Here is a 25,475-nt window from a genome sequence, read left to right as displayed (position 1 = left end):
ACTTCCTGACAGTTTGTTATTGAAATCATGGATGCCTGGGGAAAGCTCTTCTTCACTGGGGCGATGGGACTCATTCGAAATGCCGGGTATGCGGAAGCAGCCGTGCCCGGCGTCTCACACAACAGAGGAGACGGGCACGATAGGGGCATGGCGCGGAGCTTAACTCCGCACTTTACCACGACGGCTTCCTTCCCAGGGCTATACGTAGATGTCCACCTGTTCGTTGCCGGAACCGTCGCACTCGCTGGGTGCGGCGGGCTCCTCTATATCGAGTCCAACATGCTGCTACCAGAGTTATTCCGCGCGGCGTTTTATGCCATGCGTTTCCCCTGAAGCTGCCTTGGCGAGCGGCTGCCTGACTGGACGCGCCCCTTGCCTTTGCTTAATCATGCCTGATCTGAATGGGGAGAATTCGCTTCCCGGCGACTTGAACAGGTCCACCGGATTCTGGCGAAGTTTCCTTGCTTTGCGGCGAACTCGCACTACCCGCTATAAGGGGGAGGCTGGCATCAGCCGCTCTGATAGGCAAATTCGATACTACTCCCGACTGCAACGGCTGGCAAGTGGCGAAGGTAATGCCTGAAAGGGAATTTTTGCCCCGAAATGCGAAGCGCCACTCCAAATCTGGAGTGGCGCTAGTCACTGGCCTCCCGAATGCGCTGCACAGGGCCTTTGGCCCCGGTCTCTTCTGAGCTCCTGCTGGTGCCTGCTCATTGGCGGCATCTCTTGCGGGCTCAGTTTTTATGGCGCTTCGAGGACCTTCGCCCCCTGGCGGCCATTCATCACTGGCACCCTACATAGAGCAATTCCCGGGCCGTTCTATCGGATCAATTATTTCAGCGGTTTACGGGATTTACGGGGCGGTATTGCCCTAAATTCTGGAGAAATCCGGATGAAATGTTTCAGAAAATCATAGATTCCTTATGCGCAGGGTGAACGTTCAGCTTTGGCACGTGGGGCAATAGTGGGTACCCCGGCCTGCGACGATGATCTTGCGAATGGGTGTTCCGCAGTGGCGGCAGGGCTGGTCTTCGCGCGCGTAGACGCAGTGCTCAAGCTGGAAGAAGCCGCGTACGCCTTCAGCATCCACGTAATCAGAGACAGAAGAGCCTCCGAGCTCGATGGCGTGGCTGAGAACCTGCTGGAGGGCCACGTGGAGGCGATCGAGCTCCGCGCGGGTGAGCCGGCCAGCCTGGCGACGAGGGCGAATCCCGGCGCGGAAGAGGCTTTCGTCGGCGTAGATATTGCCCACGCCTGAGAGCAGCGACTGATTGAGCAGTGCGGCCTTGATGGCGAGCTTGCGGCGGCGGAAGAGAGCGGCAAATTCTTCCGGGGCGATGGTGAGCGGCTCGGAACCGGCGGCGGTAAAGGCTGCGCTGCGCAGGAGGTCGCGGAACTCAAGACGGCCAAAGCGGCGGGGGTCGACGAAGCGGATCTCTTTGCCGCTCTGGAGGCGCAGACGCGCATGGGTGTGTGCGGCGAGCTCAGCGTCCGGCGTGGTGACGAGCAGGCGGCCAGTCATGCCGAGGTGGACGATCCATTGGGAGGTCGTCGGCCCTGCGGGCATTTCCCCCAGCTCGCACACGATGTGCTTGCCGGTGCGGCGCACGGACAGGAGCAAGAGGCCTTCGAGGCCTTTTGCCTGCCTGGCAGGGCTAGTTTTGAAGGGCTCTTTGTGGCTGCCGAGCCAGACTTCAACAATACGGTCGCCCTGAACGCGCGCGTGCACGCCATTGGCGATGGTTTCTACTTCAGGCAGCTCTGGCATGAGGAGATTGTAAAAGCCATCTCTACCGCTTGCGGCATTTGAAATCTGTCACCGGCCTGGAAATGGCGTTTCCGCTGGCATCCACTGGAATAGACCCATCGGGACAGACGTAAAGCGTGGGCGAGCCGAACCGGGTGTAATCTTCCTTGCTGAGGCCCGTGCCGGCAGGCTTGTCTGTTGTCAGCGGGTCCAGCGCAAAGGACTGCCCGCCTGGATGCACGACCTGCAGATAGACATTCTGGCCGCAATTGTTAAAGTACTGGTTTGCGTGATACGGCCCGTTGAAGTCCATTTTGACGCAGGTGGCGGAGAGGGACGGAACGTACTGAACCGGAGCGGGTGCTGAGCCGGTTCCGGCCGCAGCGGGAGCCGCAGCCCCGGCTGGTTGAGCAGAAGCTGCCGGTTGCGATGAAACAGAAGCGGCTGCCGGAGCAGCCGAAGCTGAACCTGCTGCCGCTGTCGCCGGAGCCACGGTCGCTGGAGTCGCCGAGGCCGGTTGTACCGCGGAAGCAGCTGCCGGAGCAGCAGCCGCGGACGGGCCAGCCGTAGCTGGCGGCGCAGGCTGTGGGGCTCCTGGAGCAGCTGGAGCGGGCGGAGGAGCCTTCACGGCCGGCACTGCGGGAGCTGGCGGCAATGCCGACGGTGCCGGTACTGCAGGAGCTGGCGGTAATGCGGGTACTGGAGGCGCTGCTGGTAATGCTGGCGCAGCGGGCGGTGCCGGCGCTGCTGGAGCTGCCGGTGCCTTCGGAGCGGCCCCACCGAACAGCTTCTTTAGGCCGGTCTTTTTGGGAGGCGGCGGGGGAGGAGGCGGCGGTGGCGGGGGAGGCGGCGGTGGTGGAGGCGGCGGCGGGGGAGGAGGAGGTGGCGCGGTCATGGCCGCGAGCTCGGCTTCGGTCGCACCGGCCCTCTGCAGTGCGATTAACGCCTCGGCAGACGTGTCAAACTTCCCTGCGAGCGTTTTAATCTTGTTGACCACGACGCTCTCCGCCATGCCGCCTTGCACAAGCTTCAGGATTTCTTCATTGGGCGTGATGGGCGGAGCGGATTGCGTCTGGGGTGTTTGCGCCTTGACCGGCAGCACCGGCATAGCAAGCGGAAGAACGAGCAGTGCGGCGATAGCCGGCAGCGCTCCGGGATGACGCATCAAAAGGCGCATAAGTTTTCCAGATATGACCCAGATTCCGGCACACTTCCGAATCCAAGGTATTAGTGTCGCAGGAGCCGAGATAGTGACACCACCCCCTGCACTCAGAATCTTATGCGATTCCATACACGGCGGCACCAAAAAATCGGGAGTATTTTAGCCGAGCAAAACCAAACCGGGCAGGATACTTCTTATCGCCGCCTTCACGGATCTTGCTGGCTTTAAAGTGAATGATTTTCTCGGCGTCTTGGCATCGTGAGCAGACAAAGCGGATATCGTTGCTGCTCCGCCAAGGCCACTCATGTGTCGATATACCCTAGGAAACCGGACACACTGTCTCTGGATTTGCCTTAGCCGTATCCCCTTCCACAAGCTTGCCCTTCTCATCCATCCAGAAAGCAGGACCCGGATGGGTTCGGTCCCAGGGAAATGCAGTAAGGCAGAATCCATGCGGCCTGCTCTCTTGCGCGCAATACAGCCCGATCGTGTAAGGCTCGATCTGGTAATAGCTGTAGGAATTGGGATTGAACGTCCAATCCAATCCTGGGATCTTCGAGAGTTGACGCCCATCGCATGTGAAGGCTTTATCGGGCTGCCCTGCGCTGTAGGCGATCTCCGCCTGATAGACGCGATGCATTAAATCGGGAACTTCCTTGATTGCATCGCGTTTGAGTTCAGACTCATGGCGTTTGAGATCAGCCTGATGGACCCAACGGGTGTACGCGATGGCAGTGACTGCTCCGAAAACGGCAACAATGGGGACAAGACCGAGGAAGCGGGCAGCTCGTGATCCGCTCAACCGGCGGGCGATCCTACTGCCAATCCACGCTGAAAGAAGAGCGCCGGCGAGGATGAGGGCAAATAGCCCCAACCATTCCCCCAATCCGCCAAGGGCCGAAAGCGCCCCAGAATCGGCCCATCCCATAAACAGAACAAATCCCAGAAAAGGGCTTGCCAGTAGAAACGGACTGAGGACTGTGGTTGACGCAGCGGAGCGCCAATGCCGGGGAAATAGCCAACCCAGGCCGAGTGCGGTGAGCAGGACGAATATCGCTCCGTACTGCCACCGCCTCTCAAGTAACATGATTTCCCAATACCCGGCATACAGCAATCCGCCCAGGATGAAGCCGCTGGCTATCGCAAAGAACCTTGTGCGCATGGACCCCTCCGCCAGGAAACTCGACCGGATTCATTCTGCATTCCGAAATTCATCAAGCATCGGGCAGCAGTCTCCAGCCAGAATCAGATCTACGAGATCTCTGGATTTCGTCAGCGATCACTGACTATCGGAGGAGTGGAGCGAGTGTAATCGGAGTTAGATCAAACTTCCAGAGGATTGTTTCGAGATCGTTCGCCGAATGGTCCACCCTGCGATGTCTCTTGCTGAGTCGGGTGTCTTATGGCAACTGAAAAACCGTTCTAAAAGCAGCTTTGCGCTATTTGTGGTCGTCTGACTCGCGGATCCTGCTGGCCTCAAAGCTGACGATCTTCCACGCACCCTTTGGGTCGCGGACGTAAATGCGTGTGTAACGAAAACTGCCGGTGATGTCCCCGCCCGGGCTGCTACCTGATACTTCTGCACGGCTGGTGACTACGGCCGTCCGCGCGTAAAACCGCACTTTGCGGTCGGAGAGATCCATCTGGGTAAACTGCGTGGTGCCGGAGCGCAGGCCAGCCAGGGTTTCGTCCTTGGATTGCAAGGTTCCGTTGGCTGTGATGCCAATGTAGTCGTCTGAGAGGAGTGCCGCCATGGCTGTCGCGTCGTGCTTCAGAGCGGCCGTGCGCCAGGTTTCTTCCAGGTGGTCAATCTCATGCTTGCTCTCGTGGCGCTCCGAGAGCGGCATGCCGGGTTTGGGATGGGGTTGAGCGTGGGCCTGGGAGACGGTAAAAAGGGCAGCGATTACCGCCATGCTGCTCCAGTGCGAGAGAGTGTGGGCGCGCTTCTGTGGCATAGGCCGTACCGGATGGTAGCTTTGAATCGCTCTCGAGGTCAATGAGTTGTTTTCCGGGCGCACACGGATACCGAAATTTAAGACGTTTCCGGAAGGAAAATGGCAGCAGATGCGCGCAAATCAGGCCAGTGCTACGAGGTCTTCGCGGACGCGCTCACGCATCTTCTGGTAGAGGCCGCCGACGGCATAGCGCTTGAAGTGCGCCGATTGCTGATGCGCTTCGAGCGCCTCCTGCCCAGCGTACTGCTCATAGATCACGATGGTGTCGGGATCGCCGTAGACCGCATGTGGAACGTAGGTGGCGCAGCCAGGCTCCTCGCGAGAGGCGGCGGCCAAGGCACGAAGAATCTCCGCGATTTCAGCGCGGTCTTCCGGGGAAAATGTCATACGAACCGTGAAGCTGATCATGGGAGTCCTTCTGGATGGGTCAGCCTCGATGCTCTGAAGGCGTCTCTGCTCTCTTCGATGCAGTGTAGCCCACACGCCTCCTGCCGACGATGTGGAATCTTTGATAGATGGTTTGTTCAGCGACCCTCTCGATAAATCCCATACCAAGCCAGCAGAGAAAATATGCCTAAGAGCGCGAGACAGAATCGAGCTACAGCCTGGCTTTTAAATGGCTCCTTAGTAGCTCTATTGATGATTGGCTTGGGGTATATCGATCGCGCAAACACTAGTGCTGCGACTACCAAGACAATCATCTCTCGCTGCATTTGCTGAGTCATGCGTGATTCCGGCGAAACCCCCCTCAGCGGTGCAATTCCTTCAGAATTTCGGCAAACTCCGGAAGAATCATCGTCTGGTCGCGGTCCGGGCCGGTGGAAACCATGCCGATCTTTGCGCCGCTCTCTTTTTCCTGGAAACGAAGGTAGTCTTGAGCTGCCCGCGGCAGGCGTTCAAAGTCCGTGATGCCTTCGGTGGAGCTTTGCCAGCCCTTCAGTTTGGTGTAAACAGGCTTGATGGCTTCGAGACCATGGACGTCGGCGGGGATTTCGTCGGTCACTTTGCCGTCGATTTCATAGCCGATGCAGATGGGAATCTCGTCGAGCTCGTCGAGAACGTCCATCTTGGTGACCACGAGCCACTCCGCTCCGTTGATGGTGTTCGAATAGCGCAGCAGCGGAATATCCAGCCAGCCGCAGCGGCGCGGACGGCCAGTAACTGCGCCGTACTCGTTGCCGCGCGCGCGGAGGTGGTCGCCGATGGGGTCGTGAATCTCCGTCGGGAATGGTCCTTCTCCCACGCGAGTGACATATGCCTTGGTGACGGAGATGACGGTGCCGATGTTTGTGGGGCCAACGCCGGTTCCGGTGGCTGCGCCGCCGGCCGTGGCTGAGGATGAGGTCACAAACGGATAGGTGCCGTGGTCGATGTCGAGCATGGTACCCTGAGCGCCCTCAAACATCACGCTGCCGCCATCTTTAATGATGCCGTTGAGCATGCGCGCGCCGTCCACGACAAAGGGGCGAACCTGCTCGGCTGCCGCGGCATATTCATCGAACATCTTTTGCGGGTCCAGCGGCTCAGTGCCATACAGGGCGTGCACGATAGCGTTCTTTTCGGCGCAGGCGGCCTCGATGTGCGTCTTGAGCAGTGCAGGATTCAGCAGGTCCACCACGCGCAGGCCGGAGCGAGCCATCTTGTCTTCATACGCGGGACCGATGCCGCGGCTGGTGGTGCCGATCTTCTGGCGGCCCGGAGCGGACTCTGCCGCCAGCTCAATCATGCGGTGATAGGGCAGAATGACCTGCGCGCGATTCGAGACGCGGAGCTGGCCGTCCACATCCACGCCGAGCTCGCGAATGCGGGCAACTTCCTTGAGGAAGGCGATTGGGTCGAGCACGACGCCATTGCCGATGATGCCCATGCAATTGGGGCGCAGCACGCCGCAGGGAATGAGCTGGAGCACGAATTTCTGCCCGCTGATGATGACGGTGTGGCCGGCGTTGTGGCCGCCGGCGTAGCGCGCCACGGCGCTAAAGCCGTCGCTCAGCACGTCTACGATCTTGCCCTTGCCCTCGTCGCCCCACTGGGCGCCCAGCACCACTGCCGTCTTCGCTCGCATCACTTTAAAAATCCGCACTTTCACAGAAAATACCGGCCCGCGCAGAAAGAAAATCTGCACGCACCGGCCAATATCTCAGATGCGCCCTCTGGAGAAACCGGATGGGCACATTCCATCTTTGATGATAAACCCTCACGCGATTCGAGAGGCTTTCTGTTAACCATTCCCCGGCTGGTTCGTTGTGGAGGTAGAAGATCTTCGCAACGCTTTTTCACCTAAGAGGACCAGACCATGCCGATTCGCCGTAATCTTCTCACCTGCTGTCTTGCTTTCGCAGCGTTTGCGCCGTGTGCAATCGCCGTGCAGACCGCGCATCCTGCCAAAGCGGAAGCTGCACCGCCCGCCGCCGCTGCGCCCGCGCCCAGCGATAAGGAAGTGGCCGCAACGCAACATCAGCTTATTGACCTGTTGAAACTAAGTCCGACGCTGACAACCGTCATTTCACACGATCCGTCGCTGCTGGCGAACCAGGATTATGTGAGCCACAACAATCCTCAGCTGGCTGCGTTTCTTGCGGTGCATCCTGAGGTGGCGCGGAACCCGGATTTCTACCTCTTTACGCACATGCACGAGCAGGATGGCAGCCCGGATGAAGCATTGGAACGCGCGGTGTGGCCTGAGGTCTATCGCACGCAGTTGCCGAGGTCGGGGTTCGATGAGCTTCTGAGCAATCTGGCGCCTGTGCTGGCGCTGGTGGCGTCTCTGATCGCGCTTGGCTGGATCATGCGCCTGTTCATCGAGAATCGCCGCTGGGGCAGAACCTTCAAGCTGCAGAGCGAGGTCCATGGGCGCATCATCGACAAGTTTGCGGCGACGCAGGAGCTGGCTGGATATATGGAAACCGAGGCGGGCAAGCGGTTTCTGGAGGCAGCGCCGATTCCGCTCAATGCTGCACAGGATCCAATGCCGAATGCGGTGGCGCGAGTGCTCACGCCGCTGCAGATTGGCGTGGTCATGGTGCTGCTGGGAATCGGGTTCCTGCTGCTGCGCAATGTGCGGCCGGACTACCACACGCCAATGCTGGTGCTGGGCGTGGTCACGCTGATGCCGGGAATTGGATTTATCCTTTCCTCAGGACTTACATGGGCTCTGGCCGGGCGGTTGGGGCTAATGCCGGGGCGGGATGGCCGTACAGGTATCGAACAGTAGGTGTCATGGACAATCACCATGGCGCCGATTGGGAAGAAGCAGAGGCCGATAAGCCCGGATTCGATGAGCCCCGATTCTATGAGACTAGACGCGACCATTTCGAATGTGCTGGCGGGCGATGCGTTAGCAACGCCCGCAACCGCCATGCACAATGACGCCTTCGCCGCGTTCTACGAGCGGTCTGCGCGGCCGCTCTGGGCGTACCTGGCGCGAGTCTCCGGCGACGGGGCGCTGGCTGACGACCTGCTGCAGGAGAGCTATGTGCGCTTTCTGTGCGCCGATACCAACCTGGATGGTGAAGTGGCGGCGCGAAAGTATCTCTTCCGGATTGCCACCAACCTGATGAAGGACCACTGGCGGAAGCCGCGCGTTACCTCCATGGATGAGATTCCGGAAGAGCACTTCTCCGGCAACGGAACTTCAGGGCAGGTTGAGACGGAGATGATGCTGGGTCCGGCACTGAAGCAGATGCGTCCGCGCGAGCGGCAACTCCTGTGGCTTGCGTATGCGGAGGGCTACTCGCATCGTGAAATCGCCGAGGTGACGGGGCTGGCTTCGGCAAGTATCCGGCTGCTCTTGTTTCGTGCGCGGCGCAAAGTAGCGCGGCTCATCACGGATCGAGCTACGGATCAGTCCGCGGGGAGGGCGCAATGACCATACGAAGTTGCAGCCACGAAAAGGATGTGGCCGAGCTGCTCAAGCGTGGGCAGTGGCCCGGCCTGGCTCCGGCGGAGATGCGCGTGCATGTGACTGAGTGCGCCTCCTGCCGCGATCTGACTGCCGTTGCGCAGGCCTTTCAGAAGGAGCGCGTTGTGGCTTCGGCCATGGCGCGGCTGGAATCGCCTGGAGTGTTGTGGTGGAGAGCGCAGTTGCGCAAGCGGAATGCGGCTCTGAAGCAGGTTAACCGTCCCATGGTGGCAGCGCAGGTCTTCGCCGTCGTGCTCGGCGTTATAGCCATATTGGCGTGTCTTGCTCTCGCCGGCCGCTCCGGTTCAGGCTGGATCAAACCTGTGGCGGAGTTGCCCTCGGCGCTTCACATTTCAGCCATGCTACCCGAAACGTGGCAGAATACGCCGGCTCCCTGGCTGGTGCTGCTGACGATTGCCGCGCTGGCGGTGATGGGCGGCGTGTTCGTATACAAGGCTTCAGAAGAACGCTGAAAACCTACGCCAGCGGCAATCCGCCGAATGGATAGGCGGTGCAATAGATCGCGTTTAAATCAATCCTTTGAGATTGATCATCCAGACGTTGGAGTTGCTGTTGTCCCAGCGGTTCAGGCGTTTGAGATCCTCGTCGGCCTGCGCTTTTGTTCGAGGGAAATGCGTGGCTTCTGTCCGATCGCTTGAAAAGTACAGCGTCACTCCGTCACGCCCAAGCTTCGGTTCGTTGTCCGTGGACGGGCCGTATTTGGTGACATCGTTCTGGTAGCGAATCATCGTTGGAGCGCCCCAATGGTCGCCCTCCCGCTTCACCAGGAACAGGCGTTCATGCGGATCTCCCGCGACTCTTCCGCCGGAGCTGAAAATCAGGAACGACTCGTCCGGGGCGACCTCCGGGTCCACATCGAGTTTGGACCCATCGCTGATAGGCAATAGCGTCGCGCGCTGATACGATCCATTCCGCATCAGCGAAAGATAAATCGCCTTTGCCTCTCCCGGTCCAATGACTGTGATAAACACATCTCCGTTCGCGGCAACGCTGGGCTTGAAGATCGCGTCTGTGATATTCACCTCATCGGGCAGCCGAACCGGCTCTGACCACCCCGTCGTAATCCTGTCCACGCGCCACAAATTTGAAGCGATTCCCGGAATGGGCTCGCCGGCCTTTGGCATCTCCTTCAGCGGAACCTTGGGCCGCGTGGTTACGAAGACGATGTACTTGCCATCGGGAGACCACGTTGGCGAGGAGTCGGGCCACTGACCGGAGAACGGGGCCACTACTGGCTCACTCCACTCACCGTTGATCAGATGCGACTCCAGAATCACGCTCCAGTGCGCCGCGTAGCGCGTAAAAAACAGCGTCTTTCCGTCTAGAGAGAAAGCAGGAGACCCGTCATTCGCCGGCCCGGAAATCACGCCTGGGGCAAAAATCTGAACGGTCGGCAGCGAAGCGGTCTGTGCAAGCACAGTCATGGGCGCAAACACGGCAAGCAGGCAAGCGATTCGAGATAGAACAATCATGTTTCTTCCTCAAATAATCGTTGGGAACGAGATGATTGTAGACGAGTCCCTTCCAGGAAGGTCACAACGTTCTTCTCGACGTAAAAGCCCAAGCTGCGAATGACCTGAGAACCTGATGCGGATTGAAAGCGATTCTCGTACTGGGCAGTCCTATTCCGGCGGCAGGCCGCCCCACTGCCAGAAGCGCGTCGTTTCGGCCTGGGCAATCCATGCAGAGAGCTGCGGATCGGGGTAGTGCTTTACATAAGGCACAGCCCAGCCAATATCAGCTCCGGAGATTTTGCTGGGCATGTTTTGCGGCACTCCAGTGGATTTCTGAAAAATCTCCGGATGCTGCAGACCGGCCTCGCATCGCTGCGCCAGCCGCTGAATGCCGTTGTGATTTTCGCTGTAAAGATCGATGCCGTTTACGCGGCCCAGCTCAGCCAGCATGACCAGTGGCGCCAGCGCGTAAAGGTGGTAATGGAGCGCCATGCCGGCCCGCTCCAGCTCACGGGGCAGCACGCCGGAGGGGCCAATCTCATCAATGCCGGTCTTGCCTGCGGAGATGCCCCAGCGGAGATCGTTCGTGTTGTTGTTGGCGATTCCGGCAGCGGCAACGGCAAGACCGGACCAGTAGCCATGATTGTTCCAGGCATCGCTGTGCGGATCGTGGCGCTTGCCGTCGACGTAATCGCGCACACGCCCGGCGATCTTCTCAAACCACTTCTGGATCGCCTTGTCCTGATCGGGCGTCCCCACGCCGGTGTTGCGGATTTTAAGATAGGCCATTCCGGTTCCAGCGAGCAGCCATTTCTGCACGTAATGGGACTGGCCAGTGGGCTGAACGCCGGTCATGGCGTCTTCTTGCGCAGCGGCAGTAAGCAGGCTGTAAGCGCAGGTGACGGCGGCGCGGCTGCCTTTGCCCAGATAAGCGTCCGCAGCTTGCGTGACGAACTGGCCCAGGTGCGTCGGCCCTGCCGTGGCGTCTTCTTCGGCTTTCCTTTTGGCGGGATCGATGACGGAGTGGTTCGCGTCGATGTAGTAGCCCTCGGCATCGATGGTCTTTGTGAGCTGCGGCAGCTCGGGGCAGTTGTAAGGGGCATCTGTCAGAGTTATGGGACGGTTGTCCCAAGGCGACTGGAGTCTGGCGTCGGCTGCGGCGAGACACACAGGCGCAATTAAAGATACAGTCAGAAATAGAACAAAGGGCTTCATCTCAGGCCAATTGAATGGACGGCCAGCAGGAAAGAAAGGCCGCGTGGTTTTCGGAATCCCTGGCGACGCCCGAGCAATCCAAGCAAATGCGAGCTTTCAATTTTCAGAGCACTTTTTAGATCAGGAGTAATTTTTTATATGACTCTTTCCGCAGGTGAAGCAAATCAGCTGAAACAGGCCCCTGCCGTCGAAGGGGTAATCCCGGCGGCGCTGCACCGCTGGAGTCCCCGTGCCTATGCCGACAAGCTAGTGAGTGATGCCGACCTGAAAAAGATATTCGAAGCCGTGCGCTGGTCGGCCTCATCGGCAAATGAGCAGCCGTGGCGGTATATCGTTGGCCGCAAAGGCAACGAGACCTACGACAAGATATTCAGCTCGCTCTTTGAAGGCAATCAGGCCTGGGCGGGCCGCGCTCCGGTGCTCATGATCGGTCTCGCCAATACCATCAACTCGAAAGGCTCGACAAACGGGGCCGCTGTATATGACCTCGGTCAGTCTGCCGCCATGCTCGTCCTTCAGGCGGCAGACCTCGGCCTCGCAGCTCACCAGATGGGCGGCTATGATCGCGACAAAGCGCGACAGCTCTTCGGCATCCCTGCGGAATATCATCTCGGCGCAGCCATAGCCCTCGGCCACCAGGGCGATCCCTCGCTTCTGAATGAGCGTCAGCAGGAGCAGGAAATCACCCCACGCAAGCGCAAGGAACTGAGCGAGTTTGTGTTTGACGGATGGGGCGAGGCACTGAAACTCAGCTAAGCAGTGACGTATTGATACAGCCTCTTTCTCCGCAAGATAAAGTGGAGGGAGAGGCTTTTTGTTTTGACTCCCCAACCACGGCAACTCGCAAGGCAGGCTCCCAAACGGCGTCCATCGCGGCGCGGCACGGCACGGCGCGGGTTCCAGCCCCGCTTTCTCCGCTGGATTGCGCTCGGCGCGCTGGCGGTGGTAGTTTTCCTGGTCTGGGCAGTCCTGGCGCGTGTATTTGCGCCCAAAAGCAACACGGCGGCCACGCATTTTGACGCCATTATCGTACTCGGCTATCCAGCGGACAACGACGGCAACCCGACACCGGAGCAACTGGCAAGGGTAACCGAGGGCGTCCATGAATATGAACGGGGCGTGGCTCCCCGGCTGATCCTGACCGGAGGTTCGGCGCACAACCACATCATCGAGGCTGAATCGATGGCCCGCGTGGCCCGCGCGCAGGGAGTGCCGCAATCGGCCATTGTGCTGGAGCCGCGAGCCCTGAGCACAATTGACAATGCCTGCTACTCGGCGCGGATCATGAAGCAGAACGGCTGGCGCTCGGCAGAGGTGATTACAAGCAACTACCACCTGCCGCGGGCGGGAATCATCTTCAACAATCTGCCGCACGAGCTGGCAATTGACTGGCGCGGGCATGGCGCTCCAGAGTTAGGTCCGGATCCCGAACCAGCGCCGGGCTGGGCTGTTACCAGCTCCGAGGTAACCAAGACGGTGCGGTATTTGCTTTACGCCCGGTGGGCGGATTCCTGCTCGCCTTAAGCACAAATGACGGTCAAACTCCTTGCCGCACATTGTCCCTCCTTGGCGCGGTCCTGTAATCTTAAAATGATGCATTTCCAAGTACGTTCTTTTGCCCTGAATGCCGTAGCCGGGCTTATGCTCTGCGCGGCGCTGACGGTTACGGCCTCGGCCCAGTCGTCTTCCTCTTCTTCTCCCGCGGTGCAGCAGCCTTCGGTCAGCGCTCCTCAGCCGGCCTACATTACGGTTGATCCGCTCGCGGGCGTGCGTTACGACAACCGCTATGATCTTTCAGTCGGCGCGGCCTATGGGCATATCCATGCCGGACCCATCCTGACCGAGGGTGCAAACTTAGGCGGACTGGATGTGAGCGGCAGCTACTGGCTTACCCGGCGCCTGGGCCTGGAAGGCACGGGCCGCGCTTACCTGGGCACCAGCGGCGCCGCGCCCAATACAGATAGCATCAATGGGCCGTTTGTCGCGGAATACATGTTTGCCGCAGGTCCTGAGTGGCTCGGTCCCCACAACAAGCATGGCGATATTATTCTTCACGTGCTGGGGGGGGGTGCTTACGGCGACTTCGAGAAGGACCTGAACGGCCACCCGCCGAAAGACGTGGGCTTCTACAACAACCAGGTTGCCCCGGCGGTCATCTTCGGCGGACATCTTGACCTGAACCGCTCGCCGCAGTGGGTCTTCCGGATTACCCCCGATGCGCTGTATACACGCTACTCGACCGACTACTCGACGAACATCTCCTCTTCCGGCGGACACAACAACTGGAACTTCGGCATATCCGTGGGAATGCAATACAAGTTCAAGAAGAAGCGCTAAGGCCGGCATTCAAGCTGAGTCTGCGAACGCCGCGAGCACCGTGCTTGCGGCGTTCCTGTTTCAATACAGCGCGGTTCACGCCAGCCTGTATCTCCATGTGCTATCGTTAGCCGTTCAGCGCTCTTTGGGGACGGAATTGCCCTCGAGCGCTGGAGGAAGCACAGATCAAAAGCGGGGATAACAGGAATGAAAGACACGCTTGGAGTTTTGCTGGCTGGTGGGGCGGGTGAACGGCTGTTTCCATTGACGCGGGATCGCGCCAAACCTGCTGTGCCATTCGGCGGGCATTACCGCATCATCGACATTACGCTCTCCAACTGCATTAATTCCGGGCTTAGAAAAGTCTTCATCCTTACGCAATACAAGGCTCTGTCGTTGAACCGGCACATCCGCGAGGGCTGGTCCGGGGCGGTTGCGCAGGAACTGGGCGAATTCTTTGAGCTGCTGCCACCCATGCAGCGTACCGGCGCGAACTGGTACATGGGCACGGCCGATGCGGTGTACCAGAATATTTATTCGATCGGCAGCGAGCAGCCGAAGTACATGATCATCCTCTCCGGCGACCACATCTACAAGATGGACTACAGCCGGATGATGGAGTACCACCAGAAGACCGGGGCCGAGGTCACGCTGGCCACCCTGCCCATTGCGCCGGATGAGGTTTCGCGCTTTGGTGTGGTGGAGGTGAGCCAGGGCGGCGAGGTGCAGGGCTTCGAAGAGAAGCCGGCTTCGACAACCTTCCGCTCACCCTTCAGCCCCAACGCTGTGGATGCCTCGATGGGCATTTATATCTTCAACACCGACGTGCTGCTCAAGGCCCTGATCGTCGACGCTGAGGACCCGGATTCGAAGCATGACTTCGGGCACAACATTCTCCCCGCGCTGTTGGGCAAAAAGAAGGTGATGGCCTACAGCTTTGTGGACGAGAACAAGCAGCAGGCGCTTTATTGGCGCGATGTGGGCACGCTGGATGCCTATTACGACGCCAACATGGACCTGTGCTCCGTATCGCCGACATTTAACCTGTATGACGTCGGCTGGCCGATCCGGACGCGGGTGCGGCAGTATCCGCCGGCCAAGTTTGTCTTCGGTGAGCCGGGCAGGACGGGTTCGGCGACCAACTCGGTGATTACGGCGGGCGTGATTATTTCGGGAGCTGCCGTGTCGGGCTGCGTGGTCTCGCAGGATGTAAGGATCAACTCCTATTCGCAGGTGGATTCGAGCATCGTCTTTTCGCATGTGAATATCGGGCGGCACTGCCGGATACGGCGGGCGATCATCGACCGGAACGTGAATATCCCCGAGGGAACGGTGATCGGGTACGACCCGATCGAGGATAAGAAGCGGTATTTTGTGACGCCTTCCGGGCTGACGATTGTGACTCGCGACGCCTCCATGTTTGAGAATCCGGTGGAACCGGATTTCTTCAAGAAGCATTGAGGTTTTTTGGCGAATTGCAGGAGTTATCCTGTGCGGCTGTGCTGGCGAAGTGGTTTGATTTGTGTTGATTGCGGGCGGTTGCACAGTTTCCGGCGGAATCTTTATGCGATCTTCATTTCGCAACTGTGCAGCTTTGCTGCCCGGTTGCGAGGGACAAGGGTTATAGATAAAAGGCGGAAAAGCTGTCGATAGAGAAGCCATAGTTATCCTCGATGCGAGCCTGAAACTGATCTGGAAAATGAAACGGCCCGAATCCGTTGGGGATTCGGGCCGTGGTTTTTCTTCTGCTGATTATGAGTAAAGCATATTCGGGGTTAATTGCATGCAAATTATCTGATGGGGTGGGACGGTACGAAAGGGTATTGGACTTTAGTAATGTCGTGTCTTATTCACAATGACCAATAATCTCTATTTTTCACATTGCAATTCAAGGCAATGCGGACCGACAATTGATCCAATCGCCAACTAAATAAGCGTTCAATCCATACGCCCAAAGGGCAAATGCCCTACCCTGCGTCGATTGATTGGATGCAGGAGCGAACACAAGTGCAGTCTCTGAAAGATTTGTGGCACGGCATAACCCACCATCCTGCTAAGACGGTTGGGTATTGCTTCACTGCCTTCAGCGTGCTTTTCACGATCGTGAAGGGCGTGGATCGGTTCATCCCTTCGATCAAAATAGAGGGACCTTTTGCACTCTGGCTTGCAATCATAATCAGTTTGGCTTTTGGACTGTGGAAAGTGTGGAAGCCTTCTAAGGCGAAAATTCAGGTTGCAAATTGCAACACGGTCATTGAAGTCTTGTTTGGAGACCTGTTCGAGCAAGAGGGCATTCGCATTATTTCCGTGAACGAATTCTTCGACAGTAAGCTTGGGCGTCCCGTGTCGGACAAAAGTCTTCACGGAATTTTCCTTCAAAAGTGTTTTGGAGGATATTCCGAACCATTTGATAAGCAGGTGGAAGCCGAGCTAGCAATTCACGGAATTCAGGGTACTCCGATTGAGAAAATCGAGGGTAAGAAATTGTGTTACCCAATTGGAACCACTGCGATGATCCAAGTGAATCATGATCGATACTTGGTATTTGCTTTTGCCAAGTCCGAACCGAAAACCTGCAAAGCATACTCAAACGTGGAGTGGATGTGGGCCTCCTTATACCGTATGTGGCAGCGAGCGCGTGATGAATCTGGAGGTCACTCTGTGAATCTCCCGTTAGTGGGTGGCGGCCTGTCTGGATTGGGACTGCCGACACGAGACTTGCTCAATCTGATCATTCTGTCAGTAATCACCGAAACTAAATCGCGTGAGATCACTCAGGTCATCCGGATAGTACTTCACCGAAGCAGGTTTGAGGATGTTGATCTTCGCGAAATAGCGGAACATTGGAAGGAGTAGCGAAATATGGCCTACCGCAATGGTACGTATGTTGCATTTCATGCTGATGGCAACAACATTCCAGGTAAGACGGACATTGACTACTACAACTTGATGAAGGCATGGGCTGCAAAGGGTGATGATTCATTCACTATGATCAACAGTCATGACAAGGCTAGCGCTGTTCGGGACTCTAGCCTTCGGGAGACCCTTCGCAAATCTCTAAAGGAAAGGCTGTGCAACTCGAAGAATATGGTCTTGATCATCGGAGACACAACCAAGAACGATAAAGACTGGGTGCCATTCGAAATTGAGCAAGCCGTGGATCAATATAAGATCCCGATCATAGTTGCATACACAGTTTTCAGTGGCCCAATTCGCAAACCAAATGCGCTGGCTAGTTACTGGCCACTCGCACTCGCGACTCGTATCGCGGCAGGCACTGCGAGTGCAATTCATATCCCATTCAAGAAAGCGCCGATCAATGATGCGATAGGCCAATTTTCACACGACAACCTTCCTGTAGGCGGAAGTTTGACTATCTACAGTAATGCCGCGTACTCGACTTGGGGCATTGCTGGATAATCGTTCGAAGCCAACAGAAATGCGCATAGTTAAGGCCGAAACTCAGGAGGGCGATAGTGGCCACAGACAAGCATTATTTTGTCGAGCAGGATGAGGATCGAAAGTACAGAACGAAGGCCAAAGGTGCTGCGCGTGCGAGCGGCATATTCGATACGCAGAAGGAAGCCATCGAACATGCCAAGAAATTGAACCCGAACGATCGTCCCGACGTTGAGCGGGTACGCAACACCCCTAGAGGTGGTCGGGATAAATGGCGCAGCGCGTAATGACTCGGTATAGGTCGGAAGCAAAGCGTAGTCATAAGAGAGCGTCTATGACTGAAGAAATCACTCCCTACACGAAAGTGCAGCACGCCCATCATATGGAGGAGCGAAAAGCCCTCGTTGATGCTGCTCGCGAGAGTTCTCGCACTTTTGATCAGGCTATCCTTGCATTCGGTGCAGCCGTCTTCGGAGCTTCTGTCGCGTTCCTCAAGGATGTTGCTCCAAAACCGCAGGCATATACCATCGAGTGGCTTGGCATATCGTGGGCTTGCTTCACTGCGGGGTTACTCGCCGTCATCCTCTCGTTTCTCTTCAGCCACAAAGCCTGTTTGGTTCGGATAGATGAAAGCGCACATCTTATGTGTAACCCAAAGGCAAAACCCTTAGGAAATAGATGGGCCACTTGGACAGAACTATGCAACTATCTCTGTGTCGCGTTGCTTTTTTTCGGGGTTATTGCCTGGACCGTTTTCGCGCTGGAAAATCTCGCTGCACCCACTTCAGGAGGGAAAAATGAACAACCAGCAAGTGCCACCATCGGAGGGGGAGAAAAGGGGCCACGTTCCGCAGAAAATCGCCCCTCCGCCCCCACCGGCCCAATCAGCACCCCCACCTCCGCCGCCAGCCAAGGACTGAAGTAATCATGATCAAACCGGACACAACGAGTTTTGAGAGCGATAAAAAAGCAGGATATGTGCCACCGCCTCCACCGCCTGCACCTAACCAGACGACACCAACCCCACAACCGCCGCCTGTAAAAAAGTGAGTGACAATCATGTCCAAAGCCCCATCGAATCCAGACCCAAAGAGAGGCCGAGCGGCAGACGGCTATACGCCTCCGAAATCCCCGCCTCCGCCCCTACCTCCCAAGAAGAAGTGATGACAATGAATAAACCATCGGAGACTTCTTCCGTGGCGACACCCAAAGCAAAGCATCTGAAATGGCCTAGCATCGAAGGCGGGATTGCAATGGATGGATACGTCCCTCCAAAGGCGCCGCCAGCACCGCCATCAAAAAAGAAGTGATGGCGGGTGGTACACATCTCAATCCTCTGTCATACGGATTGGTGCCCCAGGTCTCGCTTTTGAGGCCTGGGATTCCGCAGAGCTTTCCTCCGTGCAGCGGTCCGGAATGATTCGATCTCCACGATGCCGGTTTCTCCTTTCGCGTAGTGGCGAAAGCTTGATCACTCCCAATCTTTTGGTTTTAATGCCAAACCACGTTTGACCGGGTTGCGGTGCATGTATCGCAGCTTCTCAGTGCGTTGTAGCTCATCGGGTGTGTGGAGGATCCCTCGGGGGCTAAAGCCCAATTCTTCTTTGATCATTTTCGGCACGACTAAAGTCGTGCCCTGACACAAAACCTCCGGGCCTGAAGGCCCTCTTGATGCTAAGGGGCTTATTGCGGGGGATGAGTCCCCCGCCTCCCTCCGAAGTGACTTTTTCGCCGAGCTATAGAGTCGTGCCCTGACACAAAACGAATGCCAGAATGGGCGTTTGCGCTGCTGAACGGATATGGACAGCTTGAGGGTTGGAGCTGGGTGTATAGGGGATTCCTCGGGGGCTAAAGCCCAATTCTTCTTTGATCATTTTTGGCACGACTAAAGTCGTGCCCTGACACAAAACCTCCTGGCCTGAGGGCCCCGCTGGCGCTAAGGGGCTTAGTGCGGGGGATGAATCCCCCGCCTCCCTCCGAAGTGACTTTTTCGCCAAACTGTAAAGTCGGACCGTGACCTGCATGGAAATTGCGTAGCAGGAGGGTGGGGATTACCTTTCCGGGTTTTCGAGAGCAAGGGCATAGGGCGCGCAGCGATTGTGCTTTGGTCAACTCCCGGGCCTAAAGGCCAGATTTTACAGGCCGAGTTTTCCGGGGCCTGAAGGCCCCAGCTCCCTCCAGTCAAGAGGACATTGCAGTTTGAAATATCAAGGGGAACAAATCCGATAAACCCTGCGTATAGCCGATCATGCAGTGCGTTGGTACATTAAGCTGGAGCGATGCCGGGTTGGGATTCGGGAAACCGAACGCACCGGCAGTGCGGCCGACCGCGCCTCCGGCGCTGAAGGGTCGCACCGGCCTCGGCTGGCAGAAAAAGCCGGCTGTGCAAGATCGTTCGGATGCCGGTGCAGGACTGCCGGGAGCACGTTTGGAAGCCCGCCCGAAGCGCGGGGAGGTGAGAGGGCTGAATTCGGACTCGACGAAACCGGGCTCGACAAATCAGGCTCCACTGGAGATCGATTGGACGCTGGTCGTCCACCGTTGTCTCGACGGGGATTCGGGGGCGTGGGCCGACCTGGTTCGCGTGCATCACCGGCGTGTGTACGGACTCTGCTATCGCTTTACAGGCTCGCCGGTGGACGCCGAGGACCTGACGCAGGATGTGTTTTTGAAGATTTACTCGAACCTGGGCAGCTTTGATTGCAACCGCGGCAGCCTGCAGGTGTGGATTACGACGATGACGCGCAACCTGCTGGTGGATAATTTCCGACGGACAAAGAATTTGCGCGTGACCGGGTCATTGGACGAAGGTTGGAATGAATCTGGCGAAGACCAGGGGTTGAAGCCGGTAGACCGGCTGATGAGCCGCGACGCCTCTCCGCATGAGATGGCGGCGCGGAAAGAACTTGAAAAAATGGTACAGGCCGCTTTGGCCAAAGTTTCAACGGAGCTGCGCGAGGCGGTGATTCTGCGTGACCTGCAGGACATGGATTATAAAGAAATCGCGCAGGTATTAGGAATTCCTGAGGGGACCGTGAAGAGCCGGATCAGCAGGGGGCGGGCGGAACTTGCCCGGTTGCTGGAACGTAATCAACGGGAGGTGATTTAAATGGCGAAGCTGACTCGCACTTCGACAAACATTCCCGCCTCTCCGGCCTGTGGGCAGTGGGAGACGCTACTGGCGGATGCGCTGGATGGCGTTCTGCGGCCCGAGGACGAGGCGTTTTTCGCGAGCCACAAGGACGAGTGTCCCTCCTGTGCAGTGCTTTATGAGGAGGCGCGGCGCGGCCGTGAGTGGCTGGACTTTTTATCCCTGGAGCCGGAGGTTCCGGCGGGGCTGATGGACAAGATTCTTGCCGCAACGGGACCGGATCAGGCGGCTGGTTTTGGGATATTACCGGGACAGTTGCAGCCGGCGACGGTGGCCGGCGTGGCGACGCTGCAGCCGTGGCAGAGGCCGGGATTTACGGGCCGCGGGTTCATGGGCACCATTCGACGCTTTGCCGAACCGCGGCTGATGATGACGGCGGCGATGGCATTCTTTTCGATTGCGCTGACGCTGAACCTGACAGGCGTAAAGCTGAAGGATCTGCGGGTTTCGGACCTGCGTCCGCAGGCGGTGCGGTCGTACATGGAGCGGCAGGTTGCCTTTGTTTCGACGCCGATTGTGCGGTACTACGACCATCTGCGGCTGGTGTACGAGGTGCAGACGCGGATGAAGGAGCTGCGGCGTTCGACGCAGGGCGACGGGCAGCAGCCGACGGCTCCGAATGGCAATCGTTCGGGTGAGTCGCAGCAGAAGAAAGATGGTGGATCGAGACTGGATCGTGGCGTGGACCCTCCCGAACAGTCGGTGGCCCCGGCGGACCTTAATTCGTTCGAGGCCGGGGATGTATTGGAAACTTCGTTTCAACTCAACGGCATGCTTAGGAATTCCGAAGGCTCCGCAGTGAATGTTGTACGAACGACAGGGGTACGAACGGCAAGGGGAAGGAGCACGGAATGGATTGCGTAAACCATAGCGGAGTGGCAGCAGTAGCCTACTGTCAGAATTGCGGAAAGCCACTGTGCCAGCAGTGCGTGCGGCAGGGCGCGAACGGACAGATTCTGTGCGAGCAGGACTTTGCGGCCTATCAAAATGTGGCGCAGCCGTTTGCGGTTCCCCCGGCGCCGTTGGCTCCGAACCCCGCGCTGGCGGCCGTGCTGGGACTGATTCCCGGCGTGGGCGCGATGTATAACGGGCAGTTCTTCAAAGGACTGATCCATGTGGTGATCTTTGCGGTTCTGGTCAGCATTTCAGATCACTACGGGATTTTTGGGATCTTTATTGCGGCCTGGATTTTCTACCAGTCGTTTGAGGCGTATCACACGGCACGTGCGCGGCGGGATGGACTGCCGCTGCCTGATCCGCTAGGACTGAATGAGGTTGGCAACTGGCTGAATCTGAGCTGGAACTCGCGTAATCCGGCCGATGAGTGGGCTCGGCAGCAGCAACAAAGGACAGGCACGCCTGGAGGGCCAGTGCCTCCTCCGGGTCCGGGACCGACTCCAGGAGCTGGATGGACGCCGGTTGGCGGGACTCCGGTTGCCGGAGCTGTACCGCCGAATCCGGAGGTGCCGAATCCTGCACCGGGTACCGGACACCAGGCACCGTATCAGCAGGTTCCATATGCGCCGCATCCGGGGTTTGGTGATCCGGCTGTGCCTCCGATTCCTCCGCCGTACTGGCGTAGGCGTGAGCCGATCGGCGCGGTGATTCTGATTGGGCTGGGATTGATTTTTCTGCTGAACCAGATGGGCTATGTGACGGCGCGGATTGTGCACTTTAGCTGGCCTCTGGTGTTGATTGCGCTGGGCGTGTGGCTGATTTTGCGGCGCGCGGGAAGTGTGAAGGGAGGTCAGCAATGAACCGTTATCTGATGATTCGCCGGTTGTGGTGGCCTGTGATGCTTGTGCTGACTGGAGTGCTTGCTCTGCTGCACCAGATGGACGTGGTGAGGTTCTCGCATACGTGGCCGCTGTACCTGATTTTTTGGGGCGCTCTGCTGCTGGCTGAGCGCGCGACGGTCAACGAGGCCGGTTTGCCGCCGTATGTGGACCCGATGGGCGGACCGTACGCAGGGCCGATGGCGACTGCGGGACCGGTTGGCGGTGTGGCTCCGGTGCAGACGGTACAAACATCCGTTGTTCCGGCGCATGTGGATGAGATTAGGCATCGGGGAACGAATGGCGGGGGTGAGCTATGAGCACGATACCTCCAGGTTCAGTACCTCCTGGTTCCGTACCGCCGGGCGGGCAACAGCCGCCTTATGATCCGAAGACGCAGTGGCGGGTGTATCGCGAGCAGCAGAAGGCGGCGTGGCGGGCGCAGCGGGACGCGTGGAAAGCGCAGCGCTATGCGTACAAAGGCTATGCCGGTCCTTATGGGCCGCGTGTGCCATCGATTGTGGGACCGTTGATCCTGGTGGCGATCGGCGTGATTGCGCTGCTGATCACGTGGGGCCACATGGATGCGCAGCAGTTCTGGGAGTGGTACGGGAGATGGTGGCCTGTGCTGTTGATTGCCGCGGGCCTGGGCCTGCTGGCGGAGTGGATGCTGGACCAGCGGCGCGAAATTCCGGTGCGGCGCGGCGGCGGATTTGTAGGCATTCTGATCCTGCTGGCGTTTATCGGCGTGGGGTCAGGGATTGCGAACAGCCACTGGAACAACTGGCATGTGAACGGGGACGATCACGACGACTTCAACAGCTTCTTTGGCAGGCCGCAGCATGATCAGGACCAGCAGGTGCTGAACACGACCGTGCCGGCGGGCGCGACGATCCAGATTCAGAATCCGCGCGGGGATGTGAGCATTTCAGCGGGCGATTCTCAGACCGTGGAGGTGCAGGCGCACCAGATTGCGTATGCGAACTCCGACAGCGAGGCGAAGAAGATCTTTGACGGCGAGAAAGCCGATGTAGTGGTGAGCGGCGGAACGGTGATTGTGAAATCGCCGGGACACAATGACGGCCAGGTGAACCTGACGGTCACGGTGCCGAAGAATGCCTCGGTGAACGTGGAGGCTTCGCACGGCGATGTGAGCGCGGCCGGACTGGGTGCGGGCGCCACGATTACGGCATCGCATGGCGACGTGCATCTGAGCAATATTGCCGGTTCTGTGCAAGTGCATTTCTCTTCGAACAAGGGAGATTTTTCTGCACACGAGGTAACGGGCGATATTACGGCGGATGGCAAGTGCAACGACCTGACGCTCTCCGAGATCAAGGGCAAGGTGACGATCAATGGAGACATCTTCGGCGAAACGCACTTTGAAAATCTGACAGGCGGAGTGCATCTGCATACCTCGATCACGGACCTGCAGTTTGGCGATCTGCCGGGTGACCTGACACTGAATGACGAGGACCTGCACATCACGGAAGCCCATGGCGGAGTGCGGGTAACGACGCACTCGAAGAACATTGACCTGGCGCAGGTGAGCGGCGATACGTACGTGGACGACCGCGACGGCAATATCTCGATTGAGCCGGCGGGAGTGTATGGCGTGGAGGCGCGAAACTCGCATGGACACGGAGATATCGAGCTGACGCTGCCACCAAATACTTCGGCTACGGTGGATGGACGGACGCGGAATGGAGATATTGTTTCGGACTTTCCGCTGACGGTCTCCGGAGATGAGAGCAAGACGGCGATGGGGAAGATTGGCGCGGGCCTGGTGAAGATTACGCTGAGCACGGATGTGGGCGATGTGCGGATCAAGCGTGGCGATGAGGCGCAGGGGACCGTGACTACCCCTCCGAAGACGCCGGCTACACCGAAAACACCCAAGACTCCAAAAGTTCCGGCGGAAACTGAAGAGCAGTAGAAGCGGCGCAAGAAACTACTTCCCGAAACAGACAACAGCCGAATACGGCTCCGGAATGAAACTTCCGGGGCCGTATTTCTTTTGGCACATGGTCTGCTGCCAATGATTCCCTGCGATTCTGCCGGTGGCGGAGACGGATCCGGAGGCTCTGCCATTGGAGGCAGGGATGTTCAGGAAATTCTGGATGCGGCCGCACAGCGTGGTGGCCGGGCTGATTGCGGCGGTGCTGCTGCTGGTGGGACTGATCGCGGCAGGCGTGAGCGCATGTACGTCGAGCGGTGTGAAGAATGTGCGGGTGCAGCAGGTACGCAAGACCGTAGTGGAGAATCCGGTTGCGGCTGCTTCGACGAATGTTTCGCTGGCTCCGCGGAGCTATCGTGGCACCTCATCCGTAGGCGGTTTTCTGCTGATAACCGTGACGCCGGAGAGCGCGACTGCGGGAACGATTTCTTATACAGATCTATCGACCAATCGGAATGGCGCGTCGATTCCCTACGCCGTCAGCAGTGACGGCGCGTACACGATCTCCGATCCGGACGGGAACCTGGTGAGCGGATATGAGATTCCGGGTGCAGGACTGGTGTTGCACGCGCGGAAGGCTGGACGAGAGGGTGCGGAGGACACGCTGATCATAGCGGCAGAAACCGGCCAGGTGACGCTGGATGGACTCCAGGGGCGCTACAACACGATGCGGTTCCGGACGCGGCGCGGTGGAATCTCGGTTGGTTCGGTACAGGTGGGCGCGAGCGAGATGACGGAGCGGGGATACTCGCCATTTGCCGCGTTTGCGGGGCGGAGCGTGGGATTTGAGAGCAGCGGTCATGCGGCGGCGGAGTTCGCTTTGTCACAGGATGGCACGTACCTCACGACTGCTACTTCGCGGTTCGACGGAGAGGTGGTAACGAGTTATTACACGGGTGTGGAGCAGGGATTTTTCCTCGCCACAACGCCGGATGGTTCCGTGATCGGGCTGCCGCAGGCGGCGAACGCGACCTTTGACAGCGGTTATGCGGGAACATACCGAGGCATTTACTACCAGAAGACCGACGTGCAGGCGGCAGCCGGAGGCGCGGAGATTGCGACGCCAATCGTGGACCCGGTGGAAGTGAGCGTAAGCGCCGACGGAGCAGTGACGCTGACGGATGCATCGAGCGGGGGAACGCTGGCTACGGGTACGTTGAAGCCGATCTCCGAGGCCAGTTACCTCTTTGGCGAGAATGGCGGATTGGCTGAGCTGACTGCGGGTTCAGGCAACGGGATGTTTACTTTCCGGGTGACGATGAACGGCATGGCGCAGGATTTTTTCGCGGCTTTTGTGACGGTGCATGGGAAGCGTTCGATGCTGTTCTCTTCCTTCTGGGCGGCGGCAAGCGGGACAAGAACTCCCGAATATAACTACTTTTACGGAGTGGGGTTGAAGGGGATGTAAGCAGCTCGATATTG

Annotated in this window: 27 protein-coding genes; 18 read left to right on the top strand and 9 right to left on the bottom strand. The window is 58.3% G+C overall.

Annotated elements, in window-relative coordinates; genetic code table 11:
• The first annotated feature begins 63 nt into the window (after nucleotides 1-63).
• Nucleotides 64-333, top strand: coding sequence for a hypothetical protein (locus VO84_RS22800; RefSeq protein ID WP_197413958.1), 270 nt, complete (start codon nucleotides 64-66; stop codon nucleotides 331-333).
• A 607-nt stretch (nucleotides 334-940) separates the two neighbouring features.
• On the opposite strand, the gene mutM is transcribed toward VO84_RS22800, so the two are convergent.
• The 6 genes from mutM to VO84_RS08295 form a co-directional block, all read right to left on the bottom strand.
• Nucleotides 941-1,768, bottom strand: coding sequence for a bifunctional DNA-formamidopyrimidine glycosylase/DNA-(apurinic or apyrimidinic site) lyase (gene mutM, locus VO84_RS08325; RefSeq protein ID WP_058187201.1), 828 nt, complete (start codon nucleotides 1,766-1,768; stop codon nucleotides 941-943).
• A 22-nt stretch (nucleotides 1,769-1,790) separates the two neighbouring features.
• The gene (locus VO84_RS22795) at nucleotides 1,791-2,924 is read right to left on the bottom strand and encodes a hypothetical protein (RefSeq protein ID WP_058187200.1); all 1,134 of its coding nucleotides are present in this window, start codon (nucleotides 2,922-2,924) and stop codon (nucleotides 1,791-1,793) included.
• A gap of 304 nt (nucleotides 2,925-3,228) precedes the next feature.
• Nucleotides 3,229-4,071, bottom strand: a complete 843-nt coding sequence (locus tag VO84_RS08315; protein WP_058187199.1) for a hypothetical protein — start codon at nucleotides 4,069-4,071, stop codon at nucleotides 3,229-3,231.
• A gap of 277 nt (nucleotides 4,072-4,348) precedes the next feature.
• On the bottom strand, nucleotides 4,349-4,864 hold the full coding sequence (locus tag VO84_RS08310; RefSeq protein WP_082661842.1) for a nuclear transport factor 2 family protein: 516 nt from the start codon (nucleotides 4,862-4,864) through the stop codon (nucleotides 4,349-4,351).
• Between the two features lie 120 nt (nucleotides 4,865-4,984).
• Nucleotides 4,985-5,272 carry a putative quinol monooxygenase gene (locus tag VO84_RS08305; RefSeq protein WP_058187197.1) on the bottom strand — a complete coding sequence of 96 codons (288 nt, stop codon included), beginning with the start codon at nucleotides 5,270-5,272 and terminating at the stop codon, nucleotides 4,985-4,987.
• A 340-nt stretch (nucleotides 5,273-5,612) separates the two neighbouring features.
• The gene (locus VO84_RS08295) at nucleotides 5,613-6,929 is read right to left on the bottom strand and encodes an adenylosuccinate synthase (RefSeq protein ID WP_058188662.1); all 1,317 of its coding nucleotides are present in this window, start codon (nucleotides 6,927-6,929) and stop codon (nucleotides 5,613-5,615) included.
• Nucleotides 6,930-7,160: 231 nt separating this feature from the next.
• Here VO84_RS08295 and VO84_RS08290 point away from each other — a divergent pair, with 231 nt between their 5' ends.
• The 3 genes from VO84_RS08290 to VO84_RS08280 all read left to right on the top strand — a co-directional run bounded on the left by VO84_RS08290 (nucleotide 7,161) and on the right by VO84_RS08280 (nucleotide 9,238).
• Nucleotides 7,161-8,078 (top strand): hypothetical protein, encoded by a 918-nt coding sequence (locus tag VO84_RS08290; protein WP_058187195.1) that lies wholly within the window; start codon nucleotides 7,161-7,163, stop codon nucleotides 8,076-8,078.
• A gap of 78 nt (nucleotides 8,079-8,156) precedes the next feature.
• Entirely contained in the window at nucleotides 8,157-8,732 is a 576-nt protein-coding gene (locus VO84_RS08285; RefSeq protein WP_197413957.1) for an RNA polymerase sigma factor, read from the top strand.
• Nucleotides 8,729-9,238: a hypothetical protein gene (locus VO84_RS08280; protein ID WP_058187193.1), complete on the top strand. Its 510-nt coding sequence runs from the start codon at nucleotides 8,729-8,731 to the stop codon at nucleotides 9,236-9,238. The genes VO84_RS08285 and VO84_RS08280 overlap by 4 nt, the downstream gene beginning before the upstream one ends.
• Before the next feature lie 54 nt (nucleotides 9,239-9,292).
• On the opposite strand, the gene VO84_RS08275 is transcribed toward VO84_RS08280, so the two are convergent.
• Together VO84_RS08275 and VO84_RS08270 are read right to left on the bottom strand one after the other, a co-directional pair.
• Nucleotides 9,293-10,258, bottom strand: a complete 966-nt coding sequence (locus tag VO84_RS08275; RefSeq protein ID WP_058187192.1) for a TolB family protein — start codon at nucleotides 10,256-10,258, stop codon at nucleotides 9,293-9,295.
• A gap of 150 nt (nucleotides 10,259-10,408) precedes the next feature.
• Complete coding sequence (locus VO84_RS08270) at nucleotides 10,409-11,455, bottom strand: alginate lyase family protein (RefSeq protein ID WP_058187191.1); 1,047 nt, start codon at nucleotides 11,453-11,455, stop codon at nucleotides 10,409-10,411.
• 138 nt (nucleotides 11,456-11,593) lie between these two features.
• Here VO84_RS08270 and VO84_RS08265 point away from each other — a divergent pair, with 138 nt between their 5' ends.
• The 8 genes from VO84_RS08265 to VO84_RS08230 all read left to right on the top strand — a co-directional run bounded on the left by VO84_RS08265 (nucleotide 11,594) and on the right by VO84_RS08230 (nucleotide 18,095).
• The gene (locus VO84_RS08265) at nucleotides 11,594-12,211 is read left to right on the top strand and encodes a nitroreductase family protein (RefSeq protein ID WP_058187190.1); all 618 of its coding nucleotides are present in this window, start codon (nucleotides 11,594-11,596) and stop codon (nucleotides 12,209-12,211) included.
• 63 nt (nucleotides 12,212-12,274) lie between these two features.
• Nucleotides 12,275-12,979 carry a YdcF family protein gene (locus VO84_RS08260; RefSeq protein ID WP_058187189.1) on the top strand — a complete coding sequence of 235 codons (705 nt, stop codon included), beginning with the start codon at nucleotides 12,275-12,277 and terminating at the stop codon, nucleotides 12,977-12,979.
• Between the two features lie 66 nt (nucleotides 12,980-13,045).
• Nucleotides 13,046-13,792: a hypothetical protein gene (locus VO84_RS08255; protein ID WP_157439798.1), complete on the top strand. Its 747-nt coding sequence runs from the start codon at nucleotides 13,046-13,048 to the stop codon at nucleotides 13,790-13,792.
• A 186-nt stretch (nucleotides 13,793-13,978) separates the two neighbouring features.
• Nucleotides 13,979-15,232 (top strand): glucose-1-phosphate adenylyltransferase, encoded by a 1,254-nt coding sequence (gene glgC / locus VO84_RS08250; RefSeq protein ID WP_058187187.1) that lies wholly within the window; start codon nucleotides 13,979-13,981, stop codon nucleotides 15,230-15,232.
• Between the two features lie 546 nt (nucleotides 15,233-15,778).
• Nucleotides 15,779-16,627: a macro domain-containing protein gene (locus VO84_RS08245; RefSeq protein ID WP_157439797.1), complete on the top strand. Its 849-nt coding sequence runs from the start codon at nucleotides 15,779-15,781 to the stop codon at nucleotides 16,625-16,627.
• Between the two features lie 6 nt (nucleotides 16,628-16,633).
• Nucleotides 16,634-17,191, top strand: coding sequence for a TIR domain-containing protein (locus VO84_RS08240; protein ID WP_058187186.1), 558 nt, complete (start codon nucleotides 16,634-16,636; stop codon nucleotides 17,189-17,191).
• Nucleotides 17,192-17,247: 56 nt separating this feature from the next.
• Nucleotides 17,248-17,457, top strand: coding sequence for a DUF2188 domain-containing protein (locus VO84_RS08235; protein ID WP_058187185.1), 210 nt, complete (start codon nucleotides 17,248-17,250; stop codon nucleotides 17,455-17,457).
• A gap of 47 nt (nucleotides 17,458-17,504) precedes the next feature.
• The gene (locus tag VO84_RS08230) at nucleotides 17,505-18,095 is read left to right on the top strand and encodes a hypothetical protein (protein ID WP_058187184.1); all 591 of its coding nucleotides are present in this window, start codon (nucleotides 17,505-17,507) and stop codon (nucleotides 18,093-18,095) included.
• Between the two features lie 132 nt (nucleotides 18,096-18,227).
• Here the strand turns inward: VO84_RS08230 and VO84_RS08225 are convergent, their stop codons facing one another.
• Nucleotides 18,228-18,497 (bottom strand): hypothetical protein, encoded by a 270-nt coding sequence (locus VO84_RS08225; RefSeq protein ID WP_157439795.1) that lies wholly within the window; start codon nucleotides 18,495-18,497, stop codon nucleotides 18,228-18,230.
• Between the two features lie 960 nt (nucleotides 18,498-19,457).
• Here VO84_RS08225 and VO84_RS08220 point away from each other — a divergent pair.
• From VO84_RS08220 to VO84_RS08195, 6 genes are all read left to right on the top strand, one after another.
• Complete coding sequence (locus tag VO84_RS08220) at nucleotides 19,458-20,279, top strand: RNA polymerase sigma factor (RefSeq protein WP_231737838.1); 822 nt, start codon at nucleotides 19,458-19,460, stop codon at nucleotides 20,277-20,279.
• Entirely contained in the window at nucleotides 20,280-21,185 is a 906-nt protein-coding gene (locus VO84_RS08215) for an anti-sigma factor family protein (protein ID WP_058187182.1), read from the top strand.
• Nucleotides 21,173-22,078, top strand: a complete 906-nt coding sequence (locus VO84_RS08210; RefSeq protein WP_058187181.1) for a B-box zinc finger protein — start codon at nucleotides 21,173-21,175, stop codon at nucleotides 22,076-22,078. Before VO84_RS08215 ends, VO84_RS08210 begins: the two co-directional genes overlap by 13 nt.
• A complete protein-coding gene (locus VO84_RS08205) occupies nucleotides 22,075-22,416 on the top strand; it encodes a LiaF transmembrane domain-containing protein (protein WP_058187180.1) in 342 nt (113 codons plus the stop codon). Before VO84_RS08210 ends, VO84_RS08205 begins: the two co-directional genes overlap by 4 nt.
• Complete coding sequence (locus tag VO84_RS08200) at nucleotides 22,413-24,032, top strand: DUF4097 family beta strand repeat-containing protein (protein ID WP_058187179.1); 1,620 nt, start codon at nucleotides 22,413-22,415, stop codon at nucleotides 24,030-24,032. Before VO84_RS08205 ends, VO84_RS08200 begins: the two co-directional genes overlap by 4 nt.
• Nucleotides 24,033-24,198: 166 nt before the next feature.
• Nucleotides 24,199-25,461 (top strand): hypothetical protein, encoded by a 1,263-nt coding sequence (locus VO84_RS08195; RefSeq protein WP_058187178.1) that lies wholly within the window; start codon nucleotides 24,199-24,201, stop codon nucleotides 25,459-25,461.
• Nucleotides 25,462-25,475: the final 14 nt, after the last annotated feature.

Origin of the sequence: Occallatibacter gabretensis, assembly GCF_001449115.1 — a bacterium.
GTDB lineage: Bacteria > Acidobacteriota > Terriglobia > Terriglobales > Acidobacteriaceae > Telmatobacter > Telmatobacter gabretensis.
This window is presented reverse-complemented; position numbering and strand designations above follow the sequence as displayed.